The sequence below is a fragment of the Nocardia sp. NPDC057663 genome, assembly GCF_042799895.1.
In the GTDB taxonomy this organism is placed as follows: domain Bacteria; phylum Actinomycetota; class Actinomycetes; order Mycobacteriales; family Mycobacteriaceae; genus Nocardia.
Window position 1 is genome coordinate 25,392 of sequence record NZ_JBHVHX010000027.1, and the last position, 20,580, is coordinate 45,971.

Annotated in this window: 21 protein-coding genes; 12 read left to right on the forward strand and 9 right to left on the reverse strand. The window is 68.5% G+C overall.

Annotation, left to right across the window (positions count from 1 at the left end; translation table 11 throughout):
• Positions 1 to 53: 53 nt before the first annotated feature.
• From ACFVAV_RS32490 to ACFVAV_RS32500, 3 genes are all read left to right on the forward strand, one after another.
• Entirely contained in the window at positions 54 to 506 is a 453-nt protein-coding gene (locus tag ACFVAV_RS32490; RefSeq protein ID WP_071926582.1) for an Lrp/AsnC family transcriptional regulator, read from the forward strand.
• Positions 507 to 571: 65 nt separating this feature from the next.
• Entirely contained in the window at positions 572 to 1,912 is a 1,341-nt protein-coding gene (lat, locus tag ACFVAV_RS32495; RefSeq protein WP_379039414.1) for an L-lysine 6-transaminase, read from the forward strand.
• A 180-nt stretch (positions 1,913 to 2,092) separates the two neighbouring features.
• Entirely contained in the window at positions 2,093 to 3,295 is a 1,203-nt protein-coding gene (locus tag ACFVAV_RS32500) for a hypothetical protein (RefSeq protein ID WP_379039415.1), read from the forward strand.
• Between the two features lie 8 nt (positions 3,296 to 3,303).
• Here the strand turns inward: ACFVAV_RS32500 and ACFVAV_RS32505 are convergent, their stop codons facing one another.
• The 4 genes from ACFVAV_RS32505 to ACFVAV_RS32520 all read right to left on the reverse strand — a co-directional run bounded on the left by ACFVAV_RS32505 (position 3,304) and on the right by ACFVAV_RS32520 (position 7,800).
• A complete protein-coding gene (locus ACFVAV_RS32505) occupies positions 3,304 to 3,648 on the reverse strand; it encodes a hypothetical protein (protein ID WP_379039416.1) in 345 nt (114 codons plus the stop codon).
• A 92-nt stretch (positions 3,649 to 3,740) separates the two neighbouring features.
• On the reverse strand, positions 3,741 to 4,709 hold the full coding sequence (locus ACFVAV_RS32510) for a patatin family protein (protein ID WP_379039417.1): 969 nt from the start codon (positions 4,707 to 4,709) through the stop codon (positions 3,741 to 3,743).
• 206 nt (positions 4,710 to 4,915) lie between these two features.
• Positions 4,916 to 6,721, reverse strand: coding sequence for an acetyl/propionyl/methylcrotonyl-CoA carboxylase subunit alpha (locus ACFVAV_RS32515; RefSeq protein WP_379039418.1), 1,806 nt, complete (start codon positions 6,719 to 6,721; stop codon positions 4,916 to 4,918).
• 188 nt (positions 6,722 to 6,909) lie between these two features.
• The gene (locus ACFVAV_RS32520; protein WP_379039419.1) at positions 6,910 to 7,800 is read right to left on the reverse strand and encodes a sulfurtransferase; all 891 of its coding nucleotides are present in this window, start codon (positions 7,798 to 7,800) and stop codon (positions 6,910 to 6,912) included.
• Positions 7,801 to 7,953: 153 nt separating this feature from the next.
• On the opposite strand from ACFVAV_RS32520, the gene ACFVAV_RS32525 reads away from it, so the two are divergent.
• A complete protein-coding gene (locus ACFVAV_RS32525) occupies positions 7,954 to 8,727 on the forward strand; it encodes a helix-turn-helix transcriptional regulator (RefSeq protein ID WP_379039420.1) in 774 nt (257 codons plus the stop codon).
• On the opposite strand, the gene ACFVAV_RS32530 is transcribed toward ACFVAV_RS32525, so the two are convergent.
• The 3 genes from ACFVAV_RS32530 to ACFVAV_RS32540 all read right to left on the reverse strand — a co-directional run bounded on the left by ACFVAV_RS32530 (position 8,653) and on the right by ACFVAV_RS32540 (position 11,428).
• Positions 8,653 to 9,288 (reverse strand): Maf family protein, encoded by a 636-nt coding sequence (locus ACFVAV_RS32530; protein ID WP_379039421.1) that lies wholly within the window; start codon positions 9,286 to 9,288, stop codon positions 8,653 to 8,655. The two genes, ACFVAV_RS32525 and ACFVAV_RS32530, sit on opposite strands and share 75 nt — an antisense overlap.
• Before the next feature lie 5 nt (positions 9,289 to 9,293).
• Positions 9,294 to 9,623: an acyl-CoA carboxylase epsilon subunit gene (locus ACFVAV_RS32535; protein ID WP_379039422.1), complete on the reverse strand. Its 330-nt coding sequence runs from the start codon at positions 9,621 to 9,623 to the stop codon at positions 9,294 to 9,296.
• 164 nt (positions 9,624 to 9,787) lie between these two features.
• Positions 9,788 to 11,428 carry an acyl-CoA carboxylase subunit beta gene (locus ACFVAV_RS32540; protein ID WP_379039423.1) on the reverse strand — a complete coding sequence of 547 codons (1,641 nt, stop codon included), beginning with the start codon at positions 11,426 to 11,428 and terminating at the stop codon, positions 9,788 to 9,790.
• Between the two features lie 124 nt (positions 11,429 to 11,552).
• Here ACFVAV_RS32540 and ACFVAV_RS32545 point away from each other — a divergent pair, with 124 nt between their 5' ends.
• Positions 11,553 to 12,347 (forward strand): biotin--[acetyl-CoA-carboxylase] ligase, encoded by a 795-nt coding sequence (locus ACFVAV_RS32545; protein ID WP_379039424.1) that lies wholly within the window; start codon positions 11,553 to 11,555, stop codon positions 12,345 to 12,347.
• Between the two features lie 76 nt (positions 12,348 to 12,423).
• On the opposite strand, the gene ACFVAV_RS32550 is transcribed toward ACFVAV_RS32545, so the two are convergent.
• Positions 12,424 to 13,389 (reverse strand): acyl-ACP desaturase, encoded by a 966-nt coding sequence (locus tag ACFVAV_RS32550; protein WP_379039425.1) that lies wholly within the window; start codon positions 13,387 to 13,389, stop codon positions 12,424 to 12,426.
• A 128-nt stretch (positions 13,390 to 13,517) separates the two neighbouring features.
• Here ACFVAV_RS32550 and ACFVAV_RS32555 point away from each other — a divergent pair, with 128 nt between their 5' ends.
• From ACFVAV_RS32555 to ACFVAV_RS32565, 3 genes are read left to right on the forward strand one after another with little or no spacing between them, the layout of a single operon-like run.
• Positions 13,518 to 14,048, forward strand: coding sequence for a PH domain-containing protein (locus ACFVAV_RS32555; protein WP_379039426.1), 531 nt, complete (start codon positions 13,518 to 13,520; stop codon positions 14,046 to 14,048).
• Positions 14,049 to 14,088: 40 nt separating this feature from the next.
• A complete protein-coding gene (locus ACFVAV_RS32560) occupies positions 14,089 to 14,787 on the forward strand; it encodes a response regulator transcription factor (protein WP_379039427.1) in 699 nt (232 codons plus the stop codon).
• An 8-nt stretch (positions 14,788 to 14,795) separates the two neighbouring features.
• On the forward strand, positions 14,796 to 16,103 hold the full coding sequence (locus tag ACFVAV_RS32565) for a sensor histidine kinase (protein ID WP_379039428.1): 1,308 nt from the start codon (positions 14,796 to 14,798) through the stop codon (positions 16,101 to 16,103).
• Here the strand turns inward: ACFVAV_RS32565 and ACFVAV_RS32570 are convergent, their stop codons facing one another.
• Positions 16,104 to 16,652 (reverse strand): GtrA family protein, encoded by a 549-nt coding sequence (locus ACFVAV_RS32570; RefSeq protein ID WP_379039429.1) that lies wholly within the window; start codon positions 16,650 to 16,652, stop codon positions 16,104 to 16,106.
• Positions 16,653 to 16,691: 39 nt separating this feature from the next.
• On the opposite strand from ACFVAV_RS32570, the gene ACFVAV_RS32575 reads away from it, so the two are divergent.
• From ACFVAV_RS32575 to ACFVAV_RS32590, 4 genes are all read left to right on the forward strand, one after another.
• Positions 16,692 to 17,915, forward strand: coding sequence for a 5-(carboxyamino)imidazole ribonucleotide synthase (locus ACFVAV_RS32575; protein WP_379039430.1), 1,224 nt, complete (start codon positions 16,692 to 16,694; stop codon positions 17,913 to 17,915).
• 67 nt (positions 17,916 to 17,982) lie between these two features.
• The gene (gene purE, locus ACFVAV_RS32580) at positions 17,983 to 18,489 is read left to right on the forward strand and encodes a 5-(carboxyamino)imidazole ribonucleotide mutase (protein ID WP_268241485.1); all 507 of its coding nucleotides are present in this window, start codon (positions 17,983 to 17,985) and stop codon (positions 18,487 to 18,489) included.
• 43 nt (positions 18,490 to 18,532) lie between these two features.
• Entirely contained in the window at positions 18,533 to 19,192 is a 660-nt protein-coding gene (locus ACFVAV_RS32585) for a TetR family transcriptional regulator (protein ID WP_379039431.1), read from the forward strand.
• Positions 19,193 to 19,357: 165 nt separating this feature from the next.
• On the forward strand, positions 19,358 to 20,515 hold the full coding sequence (locus tag ACFVAV_RS32590; RefSeq protein WP_379039432.1) for an acyl-CoA dehydrogenase: 1,158 nt from the start codon (positions 19,358 to 19,360) through the stop codon (positions 20,513 to 20,515).
• Positions 20,516 to 20,580 lie beyond the last annotated feature (65 nt).

Genomic DNA, 20,580 nt, shown 5'->3' on the forward strand with positions numbered 1-20,580 from the left:
GAACAGAAAGAAGTTTTCCCCGCGCAACCCCCGTGCTGCGTTAGCCTTCGCTGATGGCGGATACACCGGCTAGACCCCAGCTCGACGACATCGACCGACTATTGATCAAAGAACTGATGAGCGATGGTCGCGCCACGTTGTCGAACCTGGCGGAGAAGGCCAGCCTCTCGGTCTCGGCAGTGCAGTCACGGGTGCGCAGGCTCGAAGCGCGCGGGGTGATCCGCGGGTACGCGGCGCATGTCGATCCCGAAGCGCTCGGGCATCTGTTGTCGGCGTTCGTCGCGATCACTCCTCTCGACCCGTCCCAACCCGATGACGCACCCGCATTGTTGCAACACATCCCCGGCATCGAGGCGTGCCACTCGGTGGCGGGCGAGGAGAGCTACGTCCTGCTGGTCCGGGTCGCCTCGCCGCGGCACCTGGAACAGCTGCTGCAGGAGATCCGGGCCACGGCGAATGTGCGGACGCGCAGCACCATCATCCTGCAGACATTCTATGACAGGTAACGATTCCTCGTAATAGTTCCGCGATTCCGTAGAGGTTCCGTAAATATTTGCGTACCCTCGGTTTTGTGACCATCGAACTGGAGCGCCCCGGCGCGGCGGTCACCCCCGCCAACCGGGTCCACGAAATCCTGTCCTCGCACATCCTCGCGGACGGCTTCGAACTTGTGCTCAATCTGCACAAGTCACACGGCCGCACGCTCATCGACGAGCGCGACGGCACGGCCTACCTAGACATGTTCGGCTTCTTCGCCTCCAACGCGCTCGGGATGAACCATCCCGCGCTGGCCGGTGACGAGCGATTCCGCGCCGAGCTGGCCACCGCCGCGCTGAACAAGCCGAGCAATTCCGATATGTACACCGTGGAGATGGCTCGCTTCGTCGAGACCTTCGTCCGCGTGATCGGCGATCCGCGGCTACCGCATCTGTTCTTCATCGACGGTGGTGCCCTCGCGGTGGAGAACGCGCTGAAGGTCGCGTTCGACTGGAAGAGCAGGCACAACGAGTCGCACGGCCGCTCACCCGAACTCGGTACCAAGGTGCTGCACCTGACCGGCGCCTTCCACGGTCGCAGCGGCTACACGATGTCGCTCACCAATACCGATCCGATCAAGACCGCGCGCTTCCCGAAGTTCGACTGGCCGCGCATCGAGACACCGCACACCATGGCGGGCCCCGACATCGAAGTGCTCGAAGCCAGGGCCATCGCGCAGGCCGCGCAGGCCTTCGCCGACCAACCGCACGACATCGCTTGCTTCATCGCCGAGCCGATCCAGGGCGAGGGCGGTGACCGGCATCTGCGCGCGCAGTTCCTCGGGGCGATGCAGCGGCTGTGCCACGACAACGACGCGCTGTTCGTCCTCGACGAGGTGCAGACCGGCGTCGGGATGACCGGAACCACCTGGGCCTACCAGCAATTGGGGCTGGCGCCCGATGTGGTGGCGTTCGGCAAGAGGACGCAGGTCTGCGGTGTCATGGCGGGCGGGCGGGTCGACGAGGTGCCCGACAATGTCTTCCGGGTGCACTCCCGCCTGAACTCCACCTGGGGCGGCAACCTCACCGACATGGTGCGCACCCGGCGCATTCTCGAAGTGCTGGAACAGGATCGGCTGATCGAGAAGTCGGTGGCGCTCGGGGCCTATCTGCTCGACCAGCTGGGTCAGCTCGCCGCCGCGCATCCGGACAAGGTGAGCGAGCCGCGCGGGCGCGGCCTGATGTGCGCGATCACGCTGGCCACCCCGGATCTGCGGGATCGGGTGGTGACGGCGATGCGGGAGCGCCAGCACGTGCTGCTGCTGGGGACCGGGGAGCGTGGCATCCGGTTCCGTCCGCCGCTGACGGTCACCGAGGAAGAGCTCGGGCAGGTCGCTGATGCGTTCGATGCCGTGCTGACGCGAGAACATAGGTAACTCGTCGGGTACGGGCTGCGTCGGCGGCTGCATTGCCGCCGGCCGCCCGTATTGCCGTGGTAGCGCCTGAGTCTGGCTGAAATCGCGGAGAGGCGGGATAGCTAGCTTTTCGCTATCGCAGCTTCTAGGCTTCGCTTTCATGTCATCTGGATGTCAGTACGGCATGGAACGGTGCTGCGCATGATCCGTCGAATCGAGCGAGTCGGACAAATTGCTGCCGCCTTGCTGCTCGCCGTCACGGCAGGCTGCGCGAACAGTGAAGCCGTAACCGTCGATACGCCGACGGCAGCGCCCACGTCGACCACCTCGCCGACCGCCATGCCGCCGCACATGACCGACCTGCTGCCGGGGATGCCGCCGCCGCTGTCGCCCACCGACATCTACGCGGCCAACCGGGAACTCAGCCCGTCGGTCGCCGATCACCGGCCGCTGGTCTACGTGCCCAACAGCAAGTCCAACACGGTGACCGTGATCGACCAGAACACCTTCCAGGTACTCGACACATTCTCCGCGGGCGGTTCCGAACCCCAGCACGTGGTGCCGTCCTACGACATGCAGACCCTCTACGCCACCAACGATCTGCCGATCGGCGGCGGCAGCCTGCTGCCGATCGATCCGCGCACCGGAGCGCCTGCGGGACCGGTGATTCCGGTGCGCGACCCGTACAACATGTATTACACGCCGGACGGCAAGTTCGCCCTGGTCGTCGCCGAAGCGGACAAGTCGCTGGACTTCTACGATCCGGTGACCTGGCAGAAGCTGCACGCGCTCGCGGTGCCCGAGTGCGCTGGTGTCGACCACATGGATTTCACCGCGGACGGGCGCTTCGCCCTCGCCAGCTGTGAATTCATCGGGCGGATGGCGGTTTTCGATGTCGCGCAGCGCACGCTGATCACGATGATCGACCTGCCGGGCGGGCGCGGCGGTATGCCGCAGGATGTGAAGCTCTCACCCGACGGGCACGTCTTCTTCGTCGCCGACATGATGGCCGACGGCGTCTACACGTTCGACGCGCACACCTTCGTCAACACCGGCTTCATCCCCACCGGCACAGGGACGCACGGACTTTACGTGACGCGTGACTCCGCGCAGATGCTGATCACCAACCGGCACGAGGGCAGCATCTCGGTGTGGGACTTCGGCGCCGCCAGGCTGGTGCACAAGTGGTTCATCCCCGGTGGCGGTAGCCCGGACATGGGCAATATCTCCGCCGACGGGCGGGTGTTCTGGGTGTCGGGCAGGCACAACAACGAGGTGTACGCGGTCGACATCGTCCACTGGAAGCTGTTGGCGCGCATCCCGGTCGGCCATGGGCCGCACGGGTTGACGGTGTGGCCGCAGCCGGGTCGCTACTCCACCGGGCACACGGGGGTCATGCGGTAGACCGCGGGTCAGGCGGGTACCGGAGTCAGCCCGAGCGCGCCGGCGACGAAACGGTGGACCGAGGCCAGGCCCGCCGCCAGCGCTTCGTCCTCGCCGGGACGGGCCCAGCCGGACACGGTCGCGGTGTTGCCGGGGCCGGGTGTCACGCCGATCTCCGCGACCAGTTCGGCGGTCGTGGGGACGCAGACGGCCCAGGAGAAGTGAGACTCGTCGGCCCATTGCGCCGAGCGGGTGGCCACGTACCCGGAATCGGTGATGCCGCCGTCGGCCAGGGCAGGCCGGTCGTCGATGCGCTCGTCGGCTCGCAGGGCGCGCAGGTACCAGGAGCCAGCGTTGATCTCGATCGGTTCCACGTCAGCAGTGTATTTGGAGCGCTGGTGCGCTCGAGGTCGCGGCCCCGTCGGGGCGTGCGGGCTGGATGGTGGGGCGCCTCGCGTTCGCCGAGTCAGGCGAGGCGGGGGGTGGCGCCGAGGAGGGTGTGGACGGCGGTGCGGCCGATGTCGAGGGCGCGGGTGAGCAGGTCGGTGTCGCGGGCGGCGCTGTCGATGGCGGGGGCGCCGGCGGGCGGGTGGACCTGGAGGACGCGGTCGCCCAGGTCGGCGAGGAAGCTGTCCTCGACGGCCTGCTGGCCGGGGCGCTGGGACCAGGCCCGGAAGGCGCCGGGCGCGATGGCACGCATGTAGCCGCCGCCCACGATGCGGTGCAGCAGGGGTGCGGGCGGGCGGACTTCGTCGGTGCGGCGGGTGCGCAGGACCAGCGCGTGGGTGGTGCCCGCCGCCACGGCGGTGCGGATCGGGACGGTCTCGGAGAGGCCGCCGTCGAAGTAGCTGCGGCCGCCGAGATCGACCGGGGGACCGGCGAGCAGGGGCAGGCCCGCGGAAGCGCGTAGCGCGGTCATCAGGGTGGTTTTGTCCACGATGTGCGGCCCGAGGTCCACCGACCGGCCGGTGCGGACGTCGGTCGCGATCGGGTGGAAGGTGGTGGGGTTGGCCAGGATCGCCGGGAAGTCCATCGGCTCGATGCCGTCGTAGACGTGGTGCACCAGATAGCGCAGATCGAAGACCGGGCGGCCGCGCAGGATCCGCACCGGATCGACCACCCGGCGCATGATCGTCGCGTCGGTCCAGGACCGCATGCCCGTCGCCGCGCGCCCGCACAGCAGCCACGCGCCGTTGATCGCCCCCGCGGAGGTGCCGTAGACGGCGTCGAACACTCCGGCCAGGCCGAGCTCCTCGAGCGCCTGCACCATGCCGCTGGAGTACACGCCGCGGCTGCCGCCACCCTCGATCACCAGTGCCAGACGATGGCCGTCGCTGCGGTCCCCGGCCTCACGTCGAGCCCGGATCACCTCGGCGACCGTGGCCGGGCCCGGTGAAGCCGTCGGATCCTGATCGATGCGTGCAGTGCTGGTCACCAGTTCACGATAAGCCTGAACGCCGAAGACCCGCTGCCCGAGGCAGCGGGTCTTCAGTTTCCGTTCACACACGGACCAACTGATTTCGTTGATACATGGGTAACTCGCCGGGTACGCCCAGTCCGCGACTGCGTGCGTGTCAGGCGGCCCGGCGGCAAACGTGTGCGGGCCTCACGACCGGCAGAAGTCGCGGGGAGGCGGGGGAGCTACTTGATCTCCGCCAGGACGGTGCCCTGGGTGATCGCGGCGCCCGCTTCGACGGCCAGCCCGGTGACGACACCGGCCTTGTGCGCGTTGACCGGGTTCTCCATCTTCATGGCCTCGAGCACCACGATCAGGTCGCCCGCCTCGACGGTCTGGCCCTCTTCGACCGCGACCTTCACGACGGTGCCCTGCATGGGCGCGGTGACCGCGTCACCGGAGGCCGCACCGGCACCGGCGCCGCCACGCTTGCGCGCCTTCGGCTTCTTGCGGATGACACCCACGCCGTTACCGGCCGAACCGGCGGCACCGCCACCGAGGGTGAACTGACCGGGCAGCGACACCTCGACGCGACGGCCACCGACCTCGACGACGACCTTCTGCCGGGGCAGGTCCTCCTCGTCGTCCTCGGCGACGCCACCGGCCGTGTACGGCTCGACGGTGTTCTTCCACTCGGTTTCGATCCACTTGGTGTAGACGTCGAACTTCCCGCCGTCACCGATGAACGCCGGGTCCTCGACGATCGCGCGGTGGAACGGGATGACCGTCGCCAGGCCGTCGACCTCGAACTCGGCCAGCGCGCGACGGGCGCGCTGCAGCGCCTGGTCACGGTTCTCGCCGGTGACGATCAGCTTGGCCAGCATCGAGTCGAACTGACCGCCGATGACGCTGCCCTCGACCACGCCGGAGTCGACGCGCACGCCGGGGCCGGTGGGCTCGCGGTACACCTTGACCGGGCCGGGGGCGGGCAGGAAGCCGCGACCGGCGTCCTCACCGTTGATCCGGAACTCGAAGGAGTGGCCACGCGGGGTGGGGTCTTCCTTGATCGACAGCTCTTCGCCGTTGGCGATCGCGAACTGCTGACGCACCAGGTCGATGCCCGCGGTCTCCTCGGTGACCGGGTGCTCGACCTGCAGACGGGTGTTCACCTCGAGGAAGGACACGGTCTCGCCCTGCACCAGGTACTCCACGGTGCCTGCGCCGTAGTAACCGGCCTCGCGGCAGATGCGCTTGGCGGAGTCGTGGATCTTGGCGCGGACCTCGTCGGACAGGAACGGCGCCGGCGCCTCCTCGACGAGCTTCTGGAAGCGGCGCTGCAGCGAGCAGTCGCGGGTACCGGCGACGACCACGTTGCCGTGCTGGTCGGCGATGACCTGGGCCTCGACGTGGCGCGCCTTGTCCAGGTACTGCTCGACGAAGCACTCGCCACGGCCGAAGGCGGCGATGGCCTCACGGGTCGCCGACTCGAACAGCTCGGGGATCTCCTCGATGGTGTGGGCGACCTTCATGCCGCGGCCACCGCCACCGAAGGCGGCCTTGATGGCCACCGGGACGCCGTACTCCTTGGCGAACGCGACGACCTCGTCGGCGTTCTTGACCGGGTCCTTGGTGCCCGCGGCCATCGGGGCCTGCGCGCGCTCGGCGATGTGGCGCGCGGTGACCTTGTCGCCCAGGTCGCGGATGGACTGCGGCGAGGGGCCGATCCAGATGAGCCCGGCGTCGAGGACGGCCTGGGCGAAGTCGGCGTTCTCGGAGAGGAAGCCGTAACCCGGGTGGATCGCGTCGGCGCCGGACTTGGCGGCGGCGTCGAGGATCTTGTCGAACACGAGGTACGACTCGGCCGAGGTCTGCCCGCCGAGGGCGAACGCCTCGTCGGCGAGCTTCACGAAGGGAGCGTCGGCATCGGGCTCGGCGTACACCGCGACGCTGGTGATCCCCGCGTCCTTGGCAGCCCGGATCACGCGGACCGCGATCTCGCCGCGGTTAGCTACGAGTACCTTCGTGATCCGTGCGCTGGCATGGCTGGGCACTGAGCCTCCTGTGTGCAATCTTTGGTCGCTTCGGGGGACGGGTCGCCGTGTAGGCCCCGTGCCCGGTATCGACAACTTTCGTCTCGGGCGAGTGTAGGCAGTCTGCCAATTCGGCCCGAACTCGGCTAGCCCTACTGTCGAGTAGGTCGCAGGTCACACTACGCGGCACCCTGTGATGTGAACATGTTTCAATTGATTCGGTTCGGAAGGCCCGGCTCTGCGCCTTGCGCGATCGGCAGCCGTATCGAGTTGCCCCATTCGATCCAGGAACCGTCGTAATTGCGCACCGACCTGCGGCCGAGCAGAAATGTCAGGACGAACCAGGTGTGGCTGGAGCGCTCGCCGACCCGGCTGTAGACGACCAGGTCCTCGGCCGGCAGCGCGCCGTAGACCTCGTCGAGGTCGGCCCTGGACCGGAAACGGCCGTCGCTGGTGCAGGCCTGCGCCCACGGGATGTTCACCGCGGTCGGCACGTGCCCGCCGCGCAGCGTGGCGTACTCCTGGTTCAGCGGCTTGTCCTCGAGCTCGCCCGAGTACTCCTGCTCGGAACGCACGTCGACCAGGGGGCCGCCGAGCCGGGCCAGCACCTCGTCGCGGAACGCGCGCGCCACCGTGTCGTCGCGCACGACGTCGGGATAGTCGCTGGTCACCGGGTAGGGCAGGTCGAAGGTGGTGTCGCGTTCCTCGGAGATCCAGGCGTCGCGGCCGCCGTCGAGCAGGCGGACGTCCTCGTGCCCGAAGAGGGTGAAGATCCAGGCGGTATGCGCTGCCTGGGCATTGCCGCGATCGCCGTAGATCACCACGGTGTCGTCGCGCTGGATACCCTTGGCGCGCATCAGCTCGGTGAAGCGGGGGCCGTCGACATAGTCGCGGGTCACCGGGTCGCTCAGGTCGCCACGCCAATCGATTTTGACCGCACCGGGGACATGGCCGATGTCATAGAGCAGGATGTCATCGTTCGACTCGATGATCTTCACACCGGGCATCCCGATGTTTGCGGACAACCATTCTGTGGTTACCAATCGATGCGGGACTGCGTAGGAACCGAAGGCGGGGTGCGGATCCGGGGCGACGGGCACGGTGTGGTCCTTCACGCGAGAGTATGGGCGGGTGCGACAGTGTGCTGAGGTTGCAGCCGATGGTATGTCTGTGTCGGCACATCACGAATCGACACAATGGTCGAATAAAGCGCAGAGCTGTCCGATAAAGTCTCTGGAGAGGAGGGGTGAGCTATGTCCGATTCTTGGCCGCGACGGCGACTGCTCGCGATCCTACGTGGCGCCACCGAGCCCCTCGACGCCCAGGAACTGGCCAGAATCACCGGACAGCATGTCACCACCGTCCGATTCCACCTCGATGTGCTCACCCGCGAATCGCTGGTCCGGCAGTTCCAGCAGCCGCCGCGCGGCCGTGGCCGCCCGCGGATCGGCTATCGCGCCGTGCAGCGCTCGGTGGGATATCAGGAGCTCGCCCAGGTCCTCGCCGACCACCTCGGACCCGACCCGATCACCCGGTCCGCCGCCGCCGTCGCCGCAGGGCGCGCCTGGGGGGCGCGAATGGACATCAGCACGCATCCGGTGGAGACGCTGGCCGATGCCAGGGACATCACCATGTCGCTGATGTCGGAGCTCGGGTTCGCGCCGGAGAAGGACCCGGTCGGGGAGACCGCCGAGCACGTGCAGATCAACCTCACCGCCTGCCCGCTGCGGGAACTGGCCCGCTCGCACTCCGAAGTGGTGTGCGGGGTGCACATGGGCCTCATGCGGGAAGTGCTGGAGCGCAACGGCGCCCGCGGCCGGGTCGACGTACGCCTGCACCCGTTCGTCGAGCCGGAACTGTGCACGGCGCGGCTGGAACTGACGCTGGGCGCCGAGAACTCCGCGCAGGCGGCCGGATCATCGACTACCGCAGAACAGCAGATGATCGCGCCGTCAGGCCCGCGAATCCCGCCACAGCTGCGTGACACCGACGCCGACGTCTTCGAGCAGCCTGCGCAGCAGCGGTAGCCCGATCCCGATGACGCTGGACGGGTCGCCCTCGATCCGGTCGACGAACCAGCCGCCCAGCCCGTCCAACGTGAACGCGCCCGCGACCTGCAGTGGTTCGCCGGAGGCGATGTAGGCGTCGAGCTCGTCCGGGCCGGGTTTCGCGAAATGCACCGTGGTGCTGCTGCACTCCTCGGACTCGGCGACGATCGCGCCGTCGCGCAGCCGCAGCACGCAATGTCCGGTGATCAGATCGGCGCTGCGGCCCGCCATCCCCGCCCAGCGGGCGCGGGCCACCTCGGGCGTGTGCGGTTTGCCTTGCAGCTGCCCGTCGACGAGCAGCATCGAATCGCAGCCGACGACGACACAGTCGGCGGCGAATTCGGGAATCGACGCGGCGACGTCGGCGGCCTTGGCGCGAGCCAGGGCGATGACGACGTCGTGCGCGGAGGTATCAGGGGGTAGCGCGGCCGACACCGCGTCCTCGTCCACGCCGGAGACGCGCACGACGGGGTCGATACCCGCCGTGCGCAGGATCCCGAGACGGGCGGGAGACGCGGAGGCCAAGACCAGCCGGGTCACCCGGATCAGCGCAGGTGCGACAGCATCGGGTACGCGTACGGCGAGAACGGGGACGTACCCCGGTGCAGCAGCGTCGCTTTGCCCCAGTTGTCGCTCGGACCGGACGCGCCGCCCGCAGGGGCGCTCGCGGCGGCCGCGCTCAGCACGGCGACCAGGGCCGCGATGTCCGCGTCGGTCGGCGAGCCCTTGAGGATGCGGAACATCGGCTCACCGAGGCTCTCCGCGGGCTCGTCGGCAACCGCGCTCACAGACAGTTCGACCTCGTCGACGAGTGGTTCGACGGCGAGCTCCAGCTCGGCGGCGGTCAGCACGTCTTCTTCTGCCACAGTTGTCACAGTGCCAGATCCTTCCTGCCTCGTCCGGGAGATTTCCCCGGTGCGAAGCTTGGGTACTTCGATGTCTACAGCGCGGTTGACGCGATCATTCCCGGTAGGGACGCGACGATCAATAGTTGCGTCATTGCAACCAGTGTGCGCGGCCTACCGGGGATATCGCACGATCACAGCGGAATGTTGCCGTGCTTCTTCGGCGGCAGGGTCACCATCTTGCGCTCGAGCAGGCGCAGGGCCGACACGATCTGGCCGCGGGTGTGCGACGGCGGGATGACCGCGTCGACGTATCCGCGCTCGGCGGCGACGTACGGGTTCACGAGGGTGTCCTCGTACTCGTTCTGCAGCTCGAGGCGCAGCGCGTCCACATCGGCGCCGTTCTTGGCGGCCTCGGACAGCTGCTTGCGGTAGACGAATCCGACGGCGCCGGAAGCACCCATGACGGCGATCTGGGCGGTCGGCCACGCCAGGTTCACGTCGGCACCCATGTGCTTGGAACCCATGACGTCGTAGGCGCCGCCGTAGGCCTTGCGGGTGATGATCGTGATCTTGCCCACAGTGGCCTCACCGTAGGCGTAGAGCAGCTTCGCGCCGCGGCGGATGATGCCGTTGTACTCCTGGCCGGTGCCGGGCAGGAAGCCGGGCACGTCGACCAGGGTGATGATCGGGACGTTGAAGGCGTCGCAGGTGCGCACGAAGCGCGCGGCCTTCTCCGAGGCGTCGATGTCGAGGCAGCCGGCGAACTGGGTCGGCTGGTTGGCGACGATGCCGACGCTGCGGCCGTCGACGCGACCGAAACCGCAGATGATGTTCATCGCGCGCTCGGCCTGCACCTCGAGGAACTCGTCGTCGTCGAGCAGACGGCGGATGACCTCGTGCATGTCGTAGGGCTGGTTCGGCGAGTCCGGGATGATCGTGTCGAGCTCGATGTCCTCGTCGGTGAGCGAGTCCTCGATCGCGCCGCTGATCGGGTCGGTGGGCGCGTGCCGCGGCGCCTCGGCGCGGTTGTTGCTCGGCAGGTAACCCAGCAGGTCCTTGACGTAGTCGAGGGCGTCCTGCTCGCCGGAGGCCACGTAGTGGGCCACGCCGGACTTGGTCATGTGGGTGTGCGCGCCACCCAGGTCCTCCATGGTGACCTCTTCACCGGTGACGGTCTTGATCACGTCGGGACCGGTGACGAACATCTGCGAGGTCTGGTCGACCATCACCACGAAGTCGGTGAGCGCGGGGGAGTACACGTGGCCACCGGCGGCGGGGCCCATGATCAGCGAGATCTGCGGGATCACGCCGGAGGCCTGCACGTTGCGGTGGAAGATCTCGCCGTAGAGGCCGAGGGAGACGACGCCCTCCTGGATGCGCGCGCCCGCGCCCTCGTTGATGCCGACGAGCGGACGGCCGGTCTTGAGCGCCAGGTCCATCACCTTGACGATCTTCTCGCCGTACACCTCGCCGAGCGAGCCACCGAAGACGGTGACGTCCTGGGAGAAGATGCAGACGTCGCGGCCGTCGATGGTGCCGTAGCCGGTGACGACGCCGTCGCCGAGCGGGCGGTTGTGCTCCAGGCCGAAGTTCACGCTGCGATGCTTGGCGAGGGCGTCGAGCTCCACGAAGGAGCCTTCGTCGAGCAGGGCGAGGATGCGCTCACGCGCGGTCATCTTGCCCTTGGCGTGCACCTTGTCGACCGCGGCCTCACCCATCGGGTGTTGCGCTTCTTCCAGCCGATTCCGCAGGTCAGCCAGCTTCCCGGCGGTGGTGTGGATATCGGGGGCGCCCGCCGATTCCGATGCGGGCTGCTGCTGGACACTCGTCATGGGTTGCGAGTGTAACGAGTGACACCACGTCGCACTACGGCAGTCTCGCCTACCGGCCAGTAGAGAAACCCCAGCTAGGTACGGCCCCCAGGCCTATTCGCCCTGGCCTAGTAGCGTGCCGGGAATGAACAGGGCACCGCTCGATGCGCAGCGTCTCGACAGCTCCTCGGCCGGCGGGCCACTGTCGTTCTACGACCGGATCGAGGTCGTCGAGTCGACCGGATCGACCAATGCCGACCTCGTCGCCCGGGCCGCCGATTCGACCGTCGACCGGCAGGCGCTGCTCGCCGAGGAGCAGCTGAGTGGTCGCGGCAGGCACGCCCGTACGTGGGTGAGCCCGCCGCGCGCGCAGATCGCGCTGTCGATCCTGGTGCGGCTGCCCGATATCGATCCGACCACGCTCGGCTGGCTGCCGTTGCTCACCGGCGTCGCGGTGATCGACGCGCTGCGCCGCTCGACCGGTGCCGCCGCGGAACTGAAGTGGCCCAACGACGTTCTGCTCGACGGCCGCAAGCTCGCGGGCATCCTGGCCGAGGTCGCCGCGACCGGCGCCGCACCGGCCGTGGTGGTCGGTATCGGACTCAATGTCGACCTCGACGCATCCGAACTGCCTGTCCCGCACGCGACTTCGCTGACCCTGGCCGGTATCGACACCGACCGCACCGAGCTGGTCGCCGCGATCCTGACCGAGTTCGCCGCCCGGTTCACCGCCTGGCAGCGAGCGGGCTGGGCGACGACCGAGATCGCGGCCGCCTACCGCGAGCGCTGCGCCACCGTCGGCGTCGAGGTGCGCGCCGAACTGCCCGGCGGCCAGGTGGTCACCGGTGTCGCGTCTGGCATCGACGACACCGGCAGGCTGCTCATCGGCGACCGGGCCGTCTCGGCGGGCGACGTGTCCCACCTGCGCGGACAGTATTGACGGCGGCTGGTGCCGCGTGTTCGCGGCCCCTGGTGGCCCGGCGGTCAGGCACCGCGCCTGACCACCAGGCCGGGATTCAGCGGGCAGCGACCCCCGTGTTGCGCTCGGCGACCTCGCGTTCGCGTGCCAGCAGCCGGTCGCGCTGCTCCTCGAACTTGAGCACGTCCTTCTCCAGCTTGGCCACGAACTGCGCGAGGTCGTCGCGTGCCGCCTCGCCCGCGGGCCCGAAATCGGTGCGGTCGAAGACGTTCCACTGCTTGAGCACCGGCAGCACGACCTCGTCGAGATGCTGGCGCAGGTCGTAGATGCCGTGCTTGGCCATCAGCACGCCGTTGCGCCGCCAGTTCGGCATGCCTGCGCCGGGCATCTGGAAGTTGGTGAGCACCTTGGTGATCGCGGGCATCGCCTGATCGGGGACCAGGTCCAGCGCCGCGGCGCACAGGTTGCGATAGAAGATCATGTGCAGGTTCTCGTCGGTGGCGACGCGGGCCAGCATGCGGTCGGCGACCGGGTCGTCGCAGACGCGACCGGTATTGCGGTGGCTGACCCGGGTGGCCAGCTCCTGGAACGTCACATACGCGACATTGACCAGGAATCCGCCCCAGTTCGCCGGCGCGTGCGCGCCCTGGGTCATGTGGATCATCCTGGCCTCTTCCAGGGCGACCGGGTCGACGCCGCGGGTGACCACCAGGTAGTCGCGGATCACGATGCCGTGCCGGTTCTCCTCGGCGGTCCAGCGACCGACCCAGGTGCCCCAGGCGCCGTCCTGGGAGAAGTTCTCGGCGATCTCGCGGTGGTAGGAGGGCAGGTTGTCCTCGGTGAGCAGGTTGGTGATCATCGCCGCCTTGGCGACATCGGTGAGCCTGGATTGTCCTGGCTCCCAATCGACTCCGCCCATAGCGGCGAAATTGCGGCCCTCGTCCCACGGGACGTAATCGTGCGGATTCCAGTCCTTGGCGATCGAAAGGTGCCGGTTGAGATTCTGTTCGGCCACCGGCTCCAGGGCGATGAGGATTTCGAGCTGAGTCAGAGCTTTGGTCACGCGTGCCTCCACTGTCGGGTGTCGAGCAAGCAGAATTGGGCAAAACCTGGCATCTAGCGTGGAATCAACAGTATCGCCTCGGCCGTGGCATCGGGAAATGCGGCCTCGCAACGGGGTATCGTTCGGCCATGGGGTACCCGGAGGACGTTCTCGCGCCCGACGAACAGTTGATTCTGCATCGTCACCCGCATTGGAAGATGCTGGTGTGGCCGGTCGTCACGCTGATCGGCGGCACCGCGATCGCCGGTTTCCTTGGCGGGCTCGCCTGGCGCAACACCGAGGGTTCGGTGCGCACCGTGCTGTTGCTGCTCATCGGGCTGATCTGGTTCGGGCTCATCCTGTGGCGCTGCGTCGGCAAGGTGATCAGCTGGAAGTCCACGCATTTCATCATCACCGACCGGCGCGTGCTCGTGCGCCAGGGCGTGATCACCCACACCGGCATCGATATCCCGCTCAGCCGCATCTCCAGCGTGCAGTTCGAGCACGGGGTGTTCGACCGGGTACTCGGCACCGGCACGCTGATCATCGGATCGTCGTCGGAGGAACCGCTCGAATACGACGACATCCCGCAGGTGCAGCAGGTGCACGCGCTGCTCTACCACGAGGTGTTCGAGGCGGGCAGCAGTCGCCGTGACCAGTCGTGGGGCGGTTATCGGTGAGCATGCGGCCCGCCGCGATCATCATCCGTAATCTGAGCACATGACCGCCGTACTGCTCGCCGAAGACGATGAGGCGATCGCCGCGCCGCTCTCGCGCGCCCTCGGCCGCGAGGGTTACACCGTCACCGTCGAGCGATTCGGCCCCGCGGTGCTGCGCCGCGCCCTCGAAGGCAATCACGACCTGCTGATCCTCGACCTCGGCCTGCCCGGCATGGACGGGCTCGAAGTGTGTAGGCAGGTCAGGGCCAGCGGCGCCGATCTGGCGGTGCTGATGCTCACCGCACGCACCGACGAGGTCGACTTCGTCGTCGGTCTCGACGCGGGCGCCGACGACTACGTCGGCAAACCGTTCCGGCTGGCCGAGCTGCTTGCCCGGGTGCGAGCCCTGCTGCGGCGCAGCGGAATCGGTGACGACGCGGTGGAGGTCGGCGGGATCCGGCTCGAGCCTGCGGCGCGGCGCGTGCTGGTCAACGGGGCCGAGGTGAACCTGGCCAACAAGGAGTACGAGCTGCTCAAGGTGCTCATCGACCGGGCCGGTCAGGTGGTGGCGCGCGAGACCATCCTGCGTGAGGTGTGGGGCGACGCGGATCTGCGCGGCTCCAAGACCCTCGACATGCATATGTCCTGGTTGCGCCGCAAGATCGGCGACGAGGGGCCGATGGCGGAGCGGCGCATCGTCACGGTGCGCGGTGTCGGGTTCCGGCTCAACACCGACGGTCCGTCCGCGGCCAGAGGCTGACCCGGGCAGTGCGCCGCCGCATCCTGCGCTCGATCCTGACCGTGCTGACCATCACCACGGTGGTGCTCGGCGTGCCGCTGATCTACACGGCATGGCTGTGGGTCGAGGACATCACCCGCAACGATCTGCAGAGCCGCCTGGAACGGGTCGCCGCCGAGGTGATCGCCCAGGAGCGTGTCGACGGGACCGTGCCCGACGGCCTCGACGTGCGCGCCATGCGGGCCCTGGTGCCCGAGGGCGGCAAGCTCACGATCGTCTACCCGGCGCCGCACGACAATGCCGCGCGCACCGATATCGGCGTCGAGCACGTCGAGGATCCGCTGGTCGAATCGCTGTCGATGGGCACCTCGGGTTCGCTGCGGCTCGAAGTGCCCGCCGGGCCGATGCACTCCCGGCAGGAGCAGGCCGTGGCCGCGGTCGCGCTGGCCGTGCTCGCCTCGCTCGGCGCCGCGTTCTCGGTCGCGGTGGTGACCGCGCGCCGGGTCGCCGACCCGCTGCGTGACGTGGCCGCCCGCGCCGCCCGGCTGGCGATGGGCGACTTCCGGCCCGACCCGCGCAGGCACGGCATCGCCGAACTCGACCGCGTCTCCGACGTGCTCGACTCGGCGACGGTCGAGATCGCGGGCCGCCTGCAACGCGAGCACGCGCTGGTCGCCGACGTCTCACATCAGCTACGCAGCAGGCTGACCGCGGTGCGCCTGCGCCTGGACGAGCTGTCCACGCACGCCGATCCCGAGGTCGTGCACGAGGCCGAGGAGGCGATGGCCCAGGTCGACCGGCTCACCGAGGCGATCGACGACCTGGTCCGCGCCTCCCGCGACGAGGACGCCGCCGACCGCGATCCCGTCCCGGTGATGGCCGAACTGCGCGGCGTGATGGCCGAGTGGGCCCACCCCTTCACCGAGGAGGGCCGCGAACTGCGCCTGATCGGCGACGAGTCCCTGCGCGCCCCCATCACCGGGTCACGGCTGCGTGAGGCCGTGGCGGTACTGGTCGACAATGCCCTGATGCACGGCGGTGGCACCTGCACGGTGTCGGTGCGCACGGTGCCGACGATGAGCTCACGCGATCCGCTGATCTGCGTCGAGGTGGCCGACGAGGGTGAGGGCATCCGCGACGAGCTCGCGCCACACATCTTCGACCGTGGGTTCTCGGCGGGCGGGTCGACCGGCGTCGGCCTGGCCCTGGCTCGTGCCCTGGTGGAAGCGGACGGTGGCCGGTTGGAGCTGCAGCGTCGCCGGCCTGCGCTGTTCGCGGTGTTCCTCGGCTCGAAGGTCAACCGGCCGCCGAACGCGACACTCACCGAGCCCCGCTGACTAGCTACGGCCGAGAGGCTCTTGCTCTTCCTCGATCAGGTCCTCGAGCTCGGCGACGATCTCGTTCATCTCGTCGGGGAACACCCAGCGGCGCATCGCCCAGAACCGGAACGCCATCTGCAGCAGGTTGCCGATGATGAACGCGCTGACGAAGTCGGCGACGTTCTCGGTCAGGAAGCTCACGTTCGGCTGACGCAGGTCGAACACGTAGCTCGAGATCCACAGCGGGATATTGCTCAGGATCACGCCGACGCCGCTGACACCGAAGAACAGCAGTGCCTCGTGATGCTTCTCTCGCCCGCCGCGATTCTTGAACGACCATTCGCGGTTGAGAATGTAGGAGGCGATCACCGCGACCACGCCGGAAATGATCTTGGCGGTGACCGGTTTCTCGGCCAGCACAGTCCATTTCAGGAGGTAGAACAGGCCGCTGTCGATCACGAACGTCGTGGCGCCGACGATGGCGAACTTGATCAGCTCTTTATGCTGGAACGCTAGCTCGCGCAGGCGCGAGGGAAGGACGCTGACCACGTCGTCGACGATTGACACGAGTTCCGAGTGTACCGGTAGCAAAGATTCGCTTTCGACATGACAACATTGCACGACGTGAGTGCACGTTCGTTCGATCCGTCTGCCATGCCCACCGTCACGATGGTCGGTGGTGGCCAGCTCGCGCGTATGACACACCAGGCCGCGGTCGCCCTCGGCCAGCGTCTGCGGGTGCTGGCCGAGCGTCCCGACGACCCCGCCGCGCAGGTCACCCCTGACGTGGTGCTGGGCAGCCACGACGACCTGTCCGCGCTGCGTCGCGCGGCGAACGGGTCGCACGCGCTGACCTTCGACCACGAGCACGTGCCGACGGCGCACCTCGAGATCCTGGTCGCCGAGGGCGTGAACGTGGCGCCGCCGCCGCAGGCCCTGATCTTCGCCCAGGACAAGCTCGCCATGCGTACCAAGCTGTCCGCGCTGGGGCTGCCGGTGCCCGCGTTCGTCGAGGTCACCGCGCCCGCCGACGCGATCGCCTTCGGCGACGAGCACGGCTGGCCGTTCGTCCTCAAGGCGGTGCGCGGCGGGTACGACGGCCGTGGCGTGTGGATGCCCGCCGACGCGGCCGAGACCGAGCGGCTGGTCACCGACCAGCTCGCGCACGGCGTGCAGCTGCTCGCCGAGGCGAAGGTCGACCTGAAGCGCGAGCTGTCGGCGATGGTGGCGCGGTCGCCGTTCGGGCAGGCGGCGACCTGGCCGGTGGTGGAGACCGTGCAGCGCAACGGTCAGTGCGCCGTGGTCATCGCGCCCGCGCCCGACCTGTCCGAGGAGCTGGGCGCGCGCGCCGAGACGATGGCGCTGGAACTGGCGGCCGGTCTGGGTGTCGTCGGGGTGATGGCCGTCGAGCTGTTCGAGACCCAGGACGGCGAGGTGCTGGTCAACGAGCTCGCGATGCGTCCGCACAACTCCGGCCACTGGGGCATGGACGGCGCCCGCACCGGCCAGTTCGAGCAGCACCTGCGTGCCGTCCTGGACTATCCGCTCGGCGACACCAGCCCGCTGGCGCCGGTGACGGTGATGGCGAACATCCTCGGCGCGGCCGAGGCACCCGAGATGTCGATGGACGAGCGGCTGCACCACCTGTTCGCCCGCCTGCCGCAGGCGAAGGTCCACCTCTACGGCAAGGGCGAGCGGCCCGACCGCAAGATCGGGCACATCAACGTCCTCGGCGACGATGTCACCGCGGTGCGGGAGCAGGCCGAACGCGCCGCGCACTGGATGTCGCACGCCGTTTGGACCGACGGCTGGGATCCGCACGGGGCCTGAGACCCGGCCACCTCACCTCGACCGCCGAAAACCCGCGGCGCCAGCCGCCGACAACACAGGAGCGCATGTGACCACCACCGGACCCCAGGTCGGCCTGATCATGGGCAGCGATTCCGACTGGCCGACGATGGAGGCCGCCGCCGAGGCACTGGCCGAGTTCGGCATCCGCTTCGAGGTCGGCGTGGTCTCCGCGCACCGCACCCCGCAGCGCATGCTCGACTACGCCAAGGACGCCGCGGGCCGCGGCCTGCAGGTCATCATCGCCGGCGCGGGCGGCGCCGCCCACCTGCCCGGCATGGTCGCCTCGGCCACCCCGCTCCCGGTCATCGGCGTCCCCGTCCCGCTCAAGTACCTCGACGGCATGGACTCGCTGCTCTCGATCGTCCAGATGCCCGCCGGTGTCCCGGTCGCCACCGTCTCCATCGGCGGCGCCCGCAACGCCGGCCTGCTCGCCGTCCGCATCCTCGCCGCCCACGACCCGGCGCTGCGCACCCGCATGGAACAGTTCCAGGCCGGACTCGAGCAGATGGTCCTCGACAAGGACGCCGCCCTGCGCACCAAGCTGCTGGGCTAGAACCCGGTCGGGACCTGTCGTGGCCGGTGACTACGGTGGTCGGGTGGCACACGACGATGCGGCGCAGTTCCGGCTCACGGTGGTGGATCAGGCGTTGCGGTTGTTCGCCGAGCGGGGGTACGAGGCGACGACGGTGGACGAGATCGCGGTGGCGGCGGGGATCTCCCGGCGGACCTTCTTCCGGCAGTTCCGGTCCAAGGAGGACGTGATCTTCGCCGATCACGAATTCCAGCTCGCGCTGGCCGAGGCATCGCTGGCGCGGGCGGAGGGTGATCCGTGGGATGCGGTGTGTGAGGCCGTGATCGGGGTGTTCGAGCGGTTCACGCAGTGGCGTGACATCGCCGCGCGCCGGTATCAGGTGGTGCGGCTGGTGCCCGCGTTGCGGGAGCGCGAGATCGTGACGGTGTTCCGGTACGAGCGCCTGTTCACCGACTTCCTGCGCGCGCAGCTGCCGGACGTGCCGGATCTGGCGCGCGTGCAGTTCACCGCGGCGGTGACCGCGACGCACAACTATCTGCTGCGCCGGATGGTGCGCGGCGAGTCGGCGGCGGGGGTCGCCGATCTGCGCACCGAACTGGCCCTGATCCCGCGTGGCAGGCAGGAGCGGGCACCGCGTGAGGAGCTGGTGGTCGCGGTGTTCCCACGGGACATGCCGCCGCGCAAGGTGGCGGACCTGATCACCGCCCAGCTCGGTAGCCTGTGAGCGCCGCTTCGGCAGCTCGAGCATGACGTGACACTGAGTGCCACCGGTATATCCCCATGTAGCGCTAGAGTGCCGGGCGTATAATCAAGTCGGATTGGCACTCGGTGCCGATGCAAGACGCGCTGTTGACCGCAGCGATCACCACCACGACCAGGAGTGTGCCCGATGGCGGGAAACCCGGATTTCAACCTGTTCCAGCTCGAGGACTTCCACGATGAGCTCCGTGCGGCCATCCGCGGCCTCGCCGAGAAGGAAATCGCTCCCTACGCCAAGGACGTCGACGGCAACGCCCGCTTCCCGGAGGAGGCGCTGACCGCGCTCAACGCCGCGGGCTTCAACGCCGTGCACGTGCCCGAGGCCTACGGTGGCCAGGGCGCCGACTCCGTCGCCACCTGTATCGTGATCGAGGAAGTCGCCCGCGTCTGCGGTTCCTCCTCGCTGATCCCCGCCGTCAACAAGCTCGGCACCATGGGCCTGATCCTCAACGGCTCCGAAGAGCTGAAGCACAAGGTCCTCGGCGACCTGGTGAACGGCAAGATGGCCTCCTACGCGCTGTCCGAGCGCGAGGCCGGTTCCGACGCCGCGGCCATGCGCACCCGCGCCAAGGCCGACGGCGACGACTGGATCCTCAACGGCTCCAAGTGCTGGATCACCAACGGCGGCCGCTCCGAGTGGTACACCGTCATGGCCGTGACCGACGCCGAGAAGGGCGCCAACGGCATCTCCTCGTTCATGGTCCACAAGGACGACGAGGGCTTCGTCGTCGGCCCGCTCGAGCACAAGCTGGGCATCAAGGGTTCGCCCACCGCCGAGCTGTACTTCGAGAACTGCCGCATCCCCGGCGACCGGATCGTCGGCGAGCCCGGCACCGGCTTCAAGACCGCGCTGCAGACCCTCGACCACACCCGCCCGACCATCGGCGCGCAGGCCGTCGGCCTGGCCCAGGGTGCGCTCGACGCCGCGATCGCCTACACCAAGGACCGCAAGCAGTTCGGCAAGGCCATCGCCGACTTCCAGAACACCCAGTTCATGCTCGCCGACATGGCGATGAAGGTCGAGGCCGCCCGCCTCATGGTCTACACCTCCGCGGCTCGCGCCGAGCGCGGCGAGAAGAACCTCGGCTTCATCTCCGCCGCCGCCAAGTGCTTCGCCTCCGATGTCGCCATGGAAGTCACCACCAATGCCGTCCAGCTCTTCGGCGGCGCCGGCTACACCACCGACTTCCCCGTCGAGCGCATGATGCGCGACGCGAAGATCACCCAGATCTACGAGGGCACCAACCAGATCCAGCGCCTGGTGATGTCCCGCCAGATCCTGCGCTGATCCCCACCACCTCAGCGCCTTCGCGGCCCCTCGATGGACTCATCGAGGGGCCGTGCCGTTTCTGG